Annotated in this window: 10 protein-coding genes; 6 read left to right on the top strand and 4 right to left on the bottom strand. The window is 59.4% G+C overall.

Translation table 11 applies throughout. The features are described from left to right. Nucleotides 1–128 precede the first annotated feature (128 nt). Both B5E56_RS14075 and B5E56_RS14080 read right to left on the bottom strand, forming a co-directional pair. Nucleotides 129–1445, bottom strand: a complete 1317-nt coding sequence (locus tag B5E56_RS14075) for a sodium-dependent transporter (RefSeq protein WP_087391323.1) — start codon at nt 1443–1445, stop codon at nt 129–131. Further along, nucleotides 1446–2006 (bottom strand): GNAT family N-acetyltransferase, encoded by a 561-nt coding sequence (locus B5E56_RS14080; RefSeq protein ID WP_087391327.1) that lies wholly within the window; start codon nt 2004–2006, stop codon nt 1446–1448. It abuts the gene before it with no gap. 225 nt (nt 2007–2231) lie between these two features. On the opposite strand from B5E56_RS14080, the gene B5E56_RS14085 reads away from it, so the two are divergent. Beyond that, nucleotides 2232–4664 carry an ATP-dependent helicase gene (locus B5E56_RS14085; RefSeq protein WP_087331066.1) on the top strand — a complete coding sequence of 811 codons (2433 nt, stop codon included), beginning with the start codon at nt 2232–2234 and terminating at the stop codon, nt 4662–4664. A 36-nt stretch (nt 4665–4700) separates the two neighbouring features. Here B5E56_RS14085 and B5E56_RS14090 read toward each other — a convergent pair whose 3' ends face one another. Continuing rightward, on the bottom strand, nt 4701–5333 hold the full coding sequence (locus tag B5E56_RS14090; protein WP_087188683.1) for an HAD family hydrolase: 633 nt from the start codon (nt 5331–5333) through the stop codon (nt 4701–4703). Then, entirely contained in the window at nt 5330–5914 is a 585-nt protein-coding gene (locus tag B5E56_RS14095; protein WP_087188682.1) for a DNA-3-methyladenine glycosylase, read from the bottom strand. The genes B5E56_RS14090 and B5E56_RS14095 overlap by 4 nt, the downstream gene beginning before the upstream one ends. Before the next feature lie 63 nt (nt 5915–5977). On the opposite strand from B5E56_RS14095, the gene B5E56_RS14100 reads away from it, so the two are divergent. The 5 genes from B5E56_RS14100 to B5E56_RS14120 all read left to right on the top strand — a co-directional run bounded on the left by B5E56_RS14100 (nt 5978) and on the right by B5E56_RS14120 (nt 11415). Continuing rightward, nucleotides 5978–6877, top strand: coding sequence for a DMT family transporter (locus B5E56_RS14100; RefSeq protein WP_087188681.1), 900 nt, complete (start codon nt 5978–5980; stop codon nt 6875–6877). Nucleotides 6878–7043: 166 nt separating this feature from the next. Beyond that, on the top strand, nt 7044–9311 hold the full coding sequence (locus tag B5E56_RS14105; protein ID WP_087391330.1) for a DNA internalization-related competence protein ComEC/Rec2: 2268 nt from the start codon (nt 7044–7046) through the stop codon (nt 9309–9311). 12 nt (nt 9312–9323) lie between these two features. Then, nucleotides 9324–10361, top strand: a complete 1038-nt coding sequence (gene holA / locus B5E56_RS14110) for a DNA polymerase III subunit delta (RefSeq protein WP_087391333.1) — start codon at nt 9324–9326, stop codon at nt 10359–10361. A gap of 5 nt (nt 10362–10366) precedes the next feature. Further along, nucleotides 10367–10792 (top strand): toxin-antitoxin system antitoxin subunit, encoded by a 426-nt coding sequence (locus tag B5E56_RS14115; protein WP_087391335.1) that lies wholly within the window; start codon nt 10367–10369, stop codon nt 10790–10792. A gap of 2 nt (nt 10793–10794) precedes the next feature. Continuing rightward, nucleotides 10795–11415: a toprim domain-containing protein gene (locus B5E56_RS14120; RefSeq protein ID WP_087391338.1), complete on the top strand. Its 621-nt coding sequence runs from the start codon at nt 10795–10797 to the stop codon at nt 11413–11415. Nucleotides 11416–11648 lie beyond the last annotated feature (233 nt).

Raw genomic sequence — 11648 nt, forward strand, 5'->3', positions numbered from 1 at the left:
CAAGTAGCAGTCCTTACGCAGTTGGCAGATCCGTATTACGCGTTGCACGCGTCCGCGAGGAACGAAGGGCTATGCCCGCATAGTGACAACCACCAGCTTCGCTGGTGGATGTGTTCATTTATATGAGATCAGCCAATGCCGCCGTAGTAGATGCCCAGCACCCACACAGCTGCCGCCACCAGCACATAGAAGCGGGCGGTAACGGTGAAGAACGTGCCGGGGCGGCCCTTTCCGCCCAGAGCCAGCTCGTCCTTAATGGTGTCTACCCGCAGTACGAAGTAGATGAACACCGCCACCAGCAGGGCGCCGAAGGGGGAGACGTAGATGGTGATCAGGTCCATCCAGCCACCCATGCCTGCCAGGGACTCCAGGAAGAGGCCGGGCACGAAGGTAACCACGCCAACAATGAGCGTGGCGGCCCGGCGGGAGAGCTTGACGGTGGAGCTGAGAGCCTCGCCGCAGGCCTCCAGCATATTCATCAGAGAGGTGATACCTGCGAAGAACACCGACACGAAGAAGAGCAGGGCGAAGATCTGGCCGCCGGGCATCTGCCCAAAGACCTGAGGCAGGGTGACAAACATGAGGGAGGGACCGCTGGTGGGATCAATGCCGAAGGCAAAGACGGCGGGGATGATGGCAAAGCCTGCCAGCAGGGCGGCCAGAGTGTCCAGCAGGGCGGTCATGCCCGCGTGGCGCAGAATGCTCTCGTCCTTTTTCATATAGCTGCCGTAGATCAGCATACCAGCGCCGTTGATGGACAGGGAGAAGAAGGCCTGTCCCATAGCCATGACCCAAGTCTCCGGCTTAAGCAGGTAGCTCCAGTCGGGCCGGAGCAGGTAGAGGTAGCCCTCTGCCGCGCCGGGAAGGAATGCCACCCGGATGGCAATAATGAGAAACAGAATAAAGAAGGCAGGCATCATGAACTTGCTCAGCTTCTCAATGCCGGAAGCCACGCCGAAAATCAGAATGACCACCGTAAAGACCACTGCAATCAGGTGCCAGGGCACGGAACCGAAGTTGACAGCCAGCGCGTCAAAAAAGCTCTGAGAATCCCCGGCCAGGATGGAGCCGGTGACAGAGCCGGCGGTGTACCGCAGGACCCAGCCCACCACCACCGAGTAGCCGATGGCGATGCCCAGCACGCCCAGCAGGGGAATGATGCCCAGGATCTTGCCGCCCTTCTTGCCCCGGGATTTCATGACATAATCCAGAGAGCCCATGGCGCCGGTACCGGTGAGCCGGCCCAAAGCAAACTCGCCGGACAGGCCTACATAGCTGAACAGGGCCACAAAGATGAAATAGGGGATCAGAAAGGCACCGCCGCCATACTGTCCCACCCGATAGGGGAAAAGCCAGATGTTGCCCATGCCAACGGCGGAGCCTACCGCTGCCAGGACAAATCCCAGGGAGCTGGTAAACTTACCGCCGGATTTGTTGTGTTCCATTCAGAGATCCTCCTCTTCGTTTCTGCGTACCATGTGGATATGGTCCTCCCATACCCCGTTGATCTTGAGATAGCGTTTGGCCAGTCCCTCCTCTTCAAAACCGGCTCTGGCCGCCGCCCGGCGGGAGGGAAGATTGCGGGGCATGATGTTGGCCTCCACCCGGTGGAGCCCCAGATTGCGGAAGCCCCACTCGGTCAGAGCGGCGATGGCTTCCGAACCATAGCCCTGTCCCCAGAGGGTGTGGTCCAGCTTGTAGGAGATGAAGCAGGACTGGAAGGCCCCGCGCACGATCTCGTTGAGACCGGCCAACCCGATGATTTTACCGGGATGCCGGGGCTGGACCAACAGGAAGCGGAAACAGCGGCCCGCCTCCGCCTGCTCCAGGTCGAAGGCAAGACGCTCTGCCTGGCCCTCTGCTGTAAAGAATTCCTCGGGCTGGACCGGATCAAAGGGGGCAAAAGCTGCCCGATTGCGTCGGTAGAATGCTGCCGCCGGACCTGCCAGCGCCGGATCACAGGCCAGAAACCCCAGCCGGGGGGAACGAAAAACAAAACGGCGCATCCCAACCCTCTCCCTTCCGATGCATTGCACGCGAGGCACATTATATCACATCCTTAAGACTTTTGCACTATAAAGTTATAGCACTTTAAAGAGCCCATAACGGTAAAAAGAATCCCCTGGGGGTGGTTGACCTGGCCGCCGCTTTTCGATACAATAGAGATACCAAAAAAGGGAGCCGTCCACCTGTGGGCGGCTCTCCCATTGCCAAGGAGACAGGAAAACGATATGTTGAATACCCAAGAGGAACTGCGCTTTTGCAAGGCCCGACGGGCGGCCATCGAACTGGAGTTTGGAAATCTGAATCCGGAACAGCGGAAAGCGGCTCTGGCCACTGAAGGGCCTCTGCTGCTGCTGGCAGGAGCGGGCAGCGGAAAGACTACGGTGCTCATCCACCGCATCGCCAACCTGATGAAGTACGGCCGGGGCTCCGATTCCAACGAAGTGCCTGCCTGGGTGACGCCGGAGGATCTGGCCTTCCTGGAGGAGTATGTGGCCCGCCCCGATCCGGAGAAGAAAGGAGAGCAGGAGCGGCTGTGCCGCCTGGACCCGGCGGTGCCCTGGTCCATCCTTGCCATCACCTTCACCAACAAGGCTGCCGGGGAGTTGAAAGAGCGGCTGGAGCGGATGCTGGGCCCCGCCGCCAACGACGTGTGGGCCTCCACCTTCCACTCCGCCTGTGTGCGTATCCTGCGGCGGGACATTGACCGGCTGGGCTTTACCAGTTCCTTTACTATTTACGACACCGCCGACTCCGAGCGGGTCATCAAGGATATTGTGAAGGACTTCAACCTGGACGACAAGACTTTCTCTGCCCGCACGGTGCTGGGCTACCTGTCCCGGGCCAAGGACGCCATGCTGTCCGGGGCGGATTATCTGGCCCAGTGCGAGAAGGCGGGAGACTTCCGCCTGGTGAAGATGGCCAAGATCTATGTGGAGTATGAGCGGCGGCTGAAGGAAGCCAATGCCCTGGACTTCGACGACATTATCCTGGATACGGTGCGCCTGCTCCAGCGGTTTGAGGAGGTACGGACCTACTACCAGAAGAAATTCCGCTACGTCCTCATTGACGAGTATCAGGATACCAACAATCTACAGTATCTGTTGGCCTCCACTCTGGCGGGAGGTTATGAGAACATCTGCGTGGTGGGTGACGACGACCAGTCCATCTATCGCTTCCGGGGCGCCACCATTGAGAACATCCTCTCCTTTGAAAGCCAGTATAAGGGCGCCCGGGTGATCCGGCTGGAGCAGAACTACCGCTCCACCAAGAACATTCTGGAGGCTTCCAACGCAGTTATCAAGAACAACGAGGGCCGCAAGGGCAAGGAACTGTGGACTCAGCACGAAGAGGGCGAGAAGATCCAGTGCTATACCGCCATGAATGAGCACGACGAGGCCCAGTATGTGGCGGCTCAGATTCTGGCAGGCTTTTCCGCCGGGCGCAGCTGGAAAGATCACGCGGTGCTCTACCGTATGAACGCCCAGTCCAACCAGATCGAGCAGGCCTTCAAGCGCAACGGTATCCCCTACCGCATCATCGGCGGTATCCGGTTCTTTGACCGTGCCGAGGTCAAGGATATGCTGGCCTACCTGAGCGCCGTGAACAACCCCGGCGACGATCTGCGGCTCTCCCGCATTATCAACAATCCGCCCCGCGGTATCGGCGCCACCACCGTGGACCGGGCGCAGAACATTGCCCAGGCTGAGGGCAGGTCCCTGTGGGAGGTCATCAGCCACGCCAAGGATTGGCCGGAGCTGCAGAAGGCGGCTCCCAAGCTGGGCCAGTTTGTGGAACTGATGGACGATCTGCGGAAACTGTCCCGGGAGCTGCCTCTGCCTGCCTTCTACGAAGAGGTAGTGGCACGCACCGGTTATGCCGTAATGCTAGAGCAGAAAAAGACCATTGAGGATCGCACCCGACTGGAGAACGTGCGGGAGCTGGCCACCTCCATCCAGAATTACCTGGACAATGCGGTGGAGGAGCCCTCTCTGGCAGGCTTCCTGGATGAGATCGCCCTCTATACCGATATTGACAGCCACGACTCCAGCGAGGACTGCGTGGTCATGATGACCATGCACTCTGCCAAGGGCCTGGAGTTCCCGGTGGTCTTTGTGGTAGGCGTGGAAGAGGGCATTTTCCCCGGCATCCGTGCCATCGGTGAGCCAGAGGAGATGGAGGAAGAGCGGCGGCTATGCTATGTGGCTATGACCCGGGCCAAGGAGAAGTTGTATATGACCTGTGCCTCCCAGCGTATGCTCTTCGGCCGCACCAATTCCAACCGTCCCTCCCGCTTTTTGGGGGAGATTCCACCGGAACTGGTGGAGAAGTCCGGCCGCCTGCCCTACGGCGAGCGGGGTGAGGGGGAGCGGCCTGCCCGCAAGACCGCGCCAGTGCGTCGCACTTTCGACCACGGCTTCTCCCTGGGCCATACGGCTCCGGCGGCCCAGCCTGCCCCGGCGCCTGCGGCAAGCCAGGCCGCTCCGTCCGGCGGAGCCTTCCGCATGGGCGATACGGTGCGGCACAAGGCCTTCGGTCAGGGCCTGATCACCAAGGTGACTCCCATGGGCGGCGACGCCCTGGTGGAGATCGCCTTCGACAGCGTGGGTACCAAAAAGCTGATGCTGAAATCTGCCTCCCAGTATATGACCAAGGTATAAGAAAACCGGGCCGCCGGAAGGTGGCCCGGAGAAATGCTACGGCTGAAGCAATTCCGTAAAGCTATAAATGTATTGATGGCACAGCTCCTTCAATTCGCCCTCGTACCGGGCGTAAAAAGGGTCGTACACCCCTACTACGGTCAGCCCCGCGTCCTTGGCGGCAGCGCAGGCGCCGGGAGAGTCCTCGTAGAGGGTACTATCTTCCGGCGTGGCTCCCAGCTCTTTCAGTACATGGACGAAGGTGGCCGGGTCCTTCTTCAGCATACCCAGCTCCTGGACGAAGATGAGGCGGGAGAAGTAGTTCTCCATATTGAGCCGCTTCAGGGCGGCCTGGCAGAATTCGGGCACGCAGGCGGTGAGCAATACCATGGTCTGCCCCTGCCGCCGGCACTGGTCCAGAAAGGCCAGAGCTCCCGGTTTGGCGGGGACCTGAGATAGGTAGGCCTCCCGGCCCAGCTGGGTCCACTCGTCCATGATGGCCTGAGGCGTGGTGTCCAGGTGGTAGTAATCGATGGTGAACTGGGCAGCCAGAGGGAAGATGGAGTGGCCCACCGTCTCGCTGTACTCCTGGGTGGGGGTCAGCCCCCGGCGGGTCAGGAAGGTGTTGTCCACCTCCTCCCACACGCCGTTGGAGTCCACCAGGGTGCCGTCAAAGTCAAACAGGATCATACATAAAACCTCCAGGGGAATTGAACGGCCTCCTCAGCGTAATCGATGCCGATGCGGGGGCCTGTATGGATGACAGCGGGTGTTTCGCCTGCGTCACAGAGAAACAACTCCTGGCCGCACAGGTCCAGACCGTTTTGGGCACGGGTAAGAGCCAGGGCCTTGCACACCTTGCCCGGTCCATCCAGAAAGTGCTTCTTTTGATAGGAAGTCAGCTCTCCGGGCATTTTGCCGAAGCGGTTGAGGCTCATACGAGCCAACCCATCCACCGGTTCCAGACCCCGCAGCAGGACGGCAGCAGGCTCCCCTTCCGCCTCGGTCACAAAGTTGAGACAGTGGTACATCCCGTAGATCAGGTAGATGTATGCGGTGCCCGGCGGGGCAAAGAGAGTCTCGGTCCGAGCGGTTCGGCGGTAGCCATAGGCGTGGCAGGCCTTGTCGCACCGGCCAATATAGGCCTCGGTTTCTGTAATGCGACCCACCAGCGTTTCCCCGTTCCATATCCGGACCAAGTGTTTTCCAAGCAGATCCCGGGCCACATCCAAGGTGTCCCGGGCAAAAAAGGTCCGATCCAGCGGTTTCATTTGGATGCCCCCCTTTGTTGGGATTACATTTTATTTTACCATAGGTAAAGGAGAGGTACAACCATGAGCCAAACCAATGAAAGCAGTGTCCTGGCCAAGTTCGCCACCCCGCTGATTATCCTCGCTACGATTATTTGGGGTAGTTCCTTTGTAGTGATGAAGAGCAGCGTGGATGTGCTGCCCACCTTCTGGCTACTGGCCATTCGATTCAGTTTTGCCGCTCTTGTGCTGGCGGTGGTCTTTATCAAACGATGGAAGGTGATGGACCGCCACTACCTGATTGGCGGTACAGTAATGGGCTTCTGCCTGTTTGTGGCCTATGCTTTCCAGACCTACGGGCTGGAACAGACCACCCCCGGCAAGAACGCCTTCCTCACTGCGGTTTACTGCGTCATTGTCCCCTTCCTGTACTGGATCGTGGCCAAGCGCCGGCCGGACAAGTTCAATGTGATTGCCGCCTTGCTGTGCATCATTGGCATCGGTCTGGTGTCGGTTACCGGCGATAACGCCTCCGCTTTCAATATGGGTGATGTACTTACCCTTATCGGCGGCTTCTTCTTTGCCGCCCATATCGTGGCGGTGTCCAAGTTCTCCGAGGGCCGAGATATCTTCATCCTGACCACCCTCCAGTTTGCCAGCTTTGCCGTGTTTTCCTGGATCGGCGTGCTGGTTACCAGAACCTCGGTGAGTCCCGAGGTGTTCAACGGCGATCTGATCTTTGGCCTGGCCTATCTGGTGATTTTCGCTTCCTGCGGCGCGCTGCTTTTCCAGAACATCGGGCAGAAATACACCGCCCCCTCCACCGCGGCGGTCCTCCTGTCCCTGGAAGCTCCCTTCGGCGTAATTTTCTCCATGATTTTCGCCAACGAGCAGCCTACTGCCCTGATGCTGGTGGGCTTTGCCCTGATCTTTGTGGGCGTGATCTGCTCCGAGACCAAGTTCTCTTTCCTGCGGAAGAAATAAGAACCAGATAGAAAGACAGCCCCTGCCCTAGAAGGGCGGGGGCTGTTCTGCATTTTTTGTGACTGTGCATGGAGTCATGTCTTGCGCTGTATGGCTCAGTTTGGTATCATGGATAAGGTGATGACCATGTATGTTCAGTCTATTCGCTGCATGGCTGGGATGCCCTATGCGTAAGCTGGCCTGGTTTGCCGCTGCCTTTTCCGGCGCGGTGTTTCTGGCGGTTTATCTGCTGCCGGAGGCCGTACTGGTACCGGCGGGGGCGTGCTGTGGTTTGGCAGCCCTGGCCGGACTGTTCCTTCGGGGCAAAGCCCGTCTGCGGACGCTGCTGATCTGCTTCGGTTTGGCGGCGGGCCTGTGTTGGACGGGAGTATACTGCGCTCTGGTACGGGTACCAGCTCTGCGGCTGAATGGCACAGAGACGACGGTTACGGCTCTGGTCACCGATTGGCCTCAGGAGAACAGCTACAGCACTTCTGTTATGGCGGAGATCTATGGGGACGATGGAAGTCCGGTTAAGACCCTGCTTTACCTGAACGGGGAGGAGGCCGCGGACTTGCAGCCCGGTGACCGGCTGACAGTGACCGCCTCCTTCCGTATGGCAGACACTATGGCGGGGGAGACTACCAGCTACTATTATGCCAAAGGGGTACTCCTCATCGGCAGTGGCGGGAAGGAATGGACGGCGGAACGGCCGGAACAGACTCCGGTGGGCTGCTGGCCCGCCCTGTTCAGTGGGGCGCTGAAGGACAGCGTGGACCGAGCTTTTCCGGATAGTACCGCGCCTTTGGTCACCGCGTTGCTGACGGGAGACAAGACGGAACTGCCTGAGGCGGTGTACAGTGCCCTGCGCCGGTCTGGACTGGCCCATGTGATCGCAGTCTCCGGCCTCCATGTCTCTTTTTTGGCCGGACTGATTACTACTCTGTTGGGCCGCCGCAGGCGGCTGTCGGCAGTGGTGGGCATCTGCCTGCTCTTCTTTTTCAGCGCCGTGGCAGGCAACACCCCCTCGGTGCAGCGGGCGGCGTTGATGCAGGCTTTGCTCCTGATTGCCCCGCTGGTGGACCGGGAGAATGATCCGCCTACCAGCCTCAGTACCGTGCTGATGATACTGCTGGCGGTCAATCCCTATGCCGCCGCCAGCGTGTCCCTCCAGCTGTCCTTTGCCGCCGTGGCTGGTATCTTTCTGTTTACCGGGCCTTTGTGTGAGAAGTGGGAGAGCAGACTGCCCCGCAAGCCCCAGAACTTTTGGCTCAAACTGGGCTGCCGGGTGGCCCGGGTGATTATCGCCACTGTTGCCACCACGTTGGGAGCCATTGTGTTCACCACGCCTCTGATGGCCTTCTATTTTGGCAGCGTAACGCTTATTTCACCTCTTACCAATCTGCTCTCCCTGTGGGCGGTGTCCGATGCCTTCCTGGGTGGGCTGGTGACGGCGCTGGTGGGGCTTGTGCTGCCTGCCGTGGCCACGGTGATGGCCTGGGTGGTCTCCTTGCCGGTGTGGTATCTCCAGTGGCTTACCGCAGCCCTGGCAGGACTGCCCTTTGCCTCGGTGGCCGTCCATTCCATCTATCTGATTCTGTGGATGGCTCTGACCTATGGACTTATTTTCCTGTGGGTGCTTTGGCGGGGCCCCAGAGGCCGGGTGGCGGTGCCGGTGTGCCTCAGCACGTCCACCCTCTGCGGAGCTCTGATCCTCCAGGCCGCCGCCCTCACCGGCGGGAGGCTTACTGTGTCGGTGCTGGATGTGGGTCAGGGGCTCAGCGTGGCCCTCTATTCCCGGGGGCAGACCGCGCTGGTTGACTGCGGCGGCTACGATGCGGGAAATACCGCTGCGGATTACTTTCAGTCTCTGGGCCTGAGCCACATCGACCTGGTGATCCTCACCCACTATCACGACGACCACGCATCCGGAATTCCTCAACTGCTGGAGCGGATGGATGTGGGACTGCTGATTCTGCCTGACGTGGAGCCGGACAGTGCCCTGCGGGCAGAGGTGGAGGCTGCCGCCCGAGCCCGTGGAGTGGAGACTCTGTTGGTCACCGACGGGGCCACCGCGGAGCTGGGCGAGTCCAGCCTGAAAATCTATCCGCCCATGGGCAGCGGCGACAGCAACGAGGAGGGGCTGTCGGTGCTGGGCAGCGCGGGGGACTTTGATTTCCTGGTCACCGGGGATATGGATACCACGGTGGAGGGGCGGCTGGTGAAATACGGAGATCTGCCGGATACGGAATTGCTGGTGGCAGGCCATCACGGCTCCAAATACGCCTCGTCGGACGAATTGCTCCAGGCCATACAGCCGGAATGGGCTGTTATATCAGTTGGATACAATACTTACGGTCACCCGGCGGCGGAGACTCTGGCCCGGCTGTCCCAGCACGGATGCCAGATCTACCGCACTGACTGGTCGGGGACCGTTACCATTACTGCGGAATAAGGAGAAGATACCATGCCGCCAAAGGGAAAACCGGATACTGCCGCCTATCAGAAGCTGAAACAGGATCTGAAAAGCGGCACACTGGGCAGCCTCTATGTGTTTCATGGCGAGGAGGCCTATCTGCGGGACTACTATCTGGGACAGATGAAGCAGAAATTGCTGCCTCCGGGAATGGAGGCCTTCAACTACCATGTGATCCAAGGCAAGGAGTTTGATCTGAAGATTTTGGCCCAGACGGTGGACTGCCTGCCTATGATGAGTCCCCGCACCATGATTGTAGTCAATGATTACGATCTCTTCAAGGGAGACAAGGAAGGCCTCACTACCATTTTGAAGGATCTGCCCGACTATGTGTGCCTGGTCTTTGTGTATGACCTGATTGAATATAAATCAGACGCCCGTACCAAGCTGGCCGGTGTCATCAAGGAGAAGGGCAGTGTAGTGCCCTTCAACCGGCAGGAGCAGGGGGACCTGGTGGACTGGATCGCCCGGCGCTTCCGGGCCATGGACCATGATATCGGTACTGAGGACGCCAAGTATCTTATCTTCCTGTGTGGAGATCTGATGCACACTCTGATTTCGGAGATCGGCAAGATCGGTGCCTATGCCTCTCACCGGCGGGTCACCCGACAGGATATCGATGCGGTAGCCACACCCCAGCTGGATGCGGTGGTGTTCCAGATGACCGATGCCATCTCCGCCGGAGACTTTGACAAGGCGGCCTCAGTGCTGGGGGACCTCTATCATATGCAGGAGCCTCCCATCAAACTGCTGGCGGCCCTGGGCAAGCAGCTGCGGCAGCTCTATACAGCCCGGCTGGCCCTGGAACACAGGAAGGGAAGCCGCTATTTGATGGAGCTGTGGGGACTGCGCTCGGCTTATCCGGCGGAACGGATGATGCAGTCAGCCCGGCGGTTTTCTCTGGGTTGGTGCCGCCGGGCGGTGATCCGCTGTGGCGAAGTAGATCTGGCCATGAAATCCACTGGCGCGGATGGAGAAGAACTGTTGACTGGCCTGCTGATGGAGCTGGCCGTAAAGAAAGGAGCCTGATGATAATGAAAAAGCGTGCGATCTTTGGCGTGGCGCTTGCCGCCGCCGGCGCGGCGGGGTGGTATCTGACCGCCAATCGCAGAAAGAATCAGATGGAGATCATCCGTGAGCAGGTCCGCAAGCTGCTGGCGGTGCGGAGGGACGAGCTGCAGCTTCTGCGGAAGGCGGCCCAGGCGGGGGAACTGCCCTCGGAGGGATTGAGTACCCAACCGCTGGATGGCCTGGAGGTGGAGGCGGTTCGCCTGGAGGATGGTGCGCTGACTGTGTGTCTCTGCAACGGTGCGGCACGGGCTTGGCTGTCCGATCAGCCTCTGGATCGCCTGAATGTCCATCAGCAACCCTGGCGGGGCAGTGCCCGGCCCGGTGTTCTGTACACGGAAAACCTGGGTGACGGCTGGCACGTCGGATACGCCTGCCTGCACTGGAGCTGAGTATGCTGCGGATCAAAGAGGCTATTGTGGTAGAGGGGCGTTATGATAAGAATACCCTCTCTCAGATGGTGGATACCATTATTGTGGAGACCTCCGGCTTTGGTGTATTTAAAAACAGTGAGAAACTGGCCCTGTTCCGCCGCTTGGCGGCGGAGCGGGGCCTTATCATCCTCACCGATCCGGATGGGGCTGGTTTTGTCATCCGCAATTTCCTCAAGGGCAGCATTCCGCCGGAACAGGTGAAGCACGCCTATGTGCCTGATATCCTGGGTAAGGAACGACGGAAGCGTACGCCGGGAAAAGAGGGGAAGCTGGGCGTGGAAGGGATGCGTCCCCAGGTACTGGAACAGGCCCTCCGACGGGCGGGGGCTACCTTTCTGGAAGAAGATGCTCCGCCGGTACGGTGTGGACGAGCCATCACCAAGGCGGATCTGATGCTGTTGGGGCTGTCTGGAGGGGCTGGATCAGCCGAGCGCAGGCAGGCCTTGATGAAGCAGCTGGGGCTGCCGGGGCATCTGTCTCCCAATGCCATGCTGGAGGTACTGAATGCGCTTTTCTCCTATGAGGACCTGGTGTCTGCTGTCCGAAAATCCGGGACGGAAAAAGAAAAGGGCGGAAAGTGAAAAAAGGTGTTGACAAATGGGGGCGAGAGTGATATTCTATCTGAGCGCCTTGCGAGAGGGCATGAAAATCTGACCAAAACCGGAAGAAACCGAGGGGAACCTGGACGGCCTTGCGGAAAGGGATCAGAAAAAAGTGCTTGACAAACGCGAGTGTGCGTGGTAAACTAAATGAGTTCGCGCCGGAAGGTACGAACGAGCTTGAAAAAGAACCGAAACAAGCGGTTCGGGGCTAA

It is taken from the genome of Flavonifractor sp. An112 (assembly GCF_002161085.1).
GTDB classification, from domain to species: Bacteria; Bacillota; Clostridia; order Oscillospirales; family Oscillospiraceae; genus Flavonifractor; species Flavonifractor avicola.

Bases quoted from the DNA above. Each gene is read 5' to 3' on its own strand.
- B5E56_RS14120 (WP_087391338.1), top strand. From the start codon at position 10,795: ATGCTGCGGATCAAAGAGGCTATTGTGGTAGAGGGGCGTTATGATAAG.
- B5E56_RS14080 (WP_087391327.1), bottom strand. From the start codon at position 2,006: ATGCGCCGTTTTGTTTTTCGTTCCCCCCGGCTGGGGTTTCTGGCCTGT.
- B5E56_RS14090 (WP_087188683.1), bottom strand. From the start codon at position 5,333: ATGATCCTGTTTGACTTTGACGGCACCCTGGTGGACTCCAACGGCGTG.
- B5E56_RS14115 (WP_087391335.1), top strand. From the start codon at position 10,367: ATGAAAAAGCGTGCGATCTTTGGCGTGGCGCTTGCCGCCGCCGGCGCG.
- B5E56_RS14100 (WP_087188681.1), top strand. From the start codon at position 5,978: ATGAGCCAAACCAATGAAAGCAGTGTCCTGGCCAAGTTCGCCACCCCG.
- B5E56_RS14075 (WP_087391323.1), bottom strand. From the start codon at position 1,445: ATGGAACACAACAAATCCGGCGGTAAGTTTACCAGCTCCCTGGGATTT.
- B5E56_RS14095 (WP_087188682.1), bottom strand. From the start codon at position 5,914: ATGAAACCGCTGGATCGGACCTTTTTTGCCCGGGACACCTTGGATGTG.
- B5E56_RS14105 (WP_087391330.1), top strand. From the start codon at position 7,044: ATGCGTAAGCTGGCCTGGTTTGCCGCTGCCTTTTCCGGCGCGGTGTTT.
- holA (WP_087391333.1), top strand. From the start codon at position 9,324: ATGCCGCCAAAGGGAAAACCGGATACTGCCGCCTATCAGAAGCTGAAA.
- B5E56_RS14085 (WP_087331066.1), top strand. From the start codon at position 2,232: ATGTTGAATACCCAAGAGGAACTGCGCTTTTGCAAGGCCCGACGGGCG.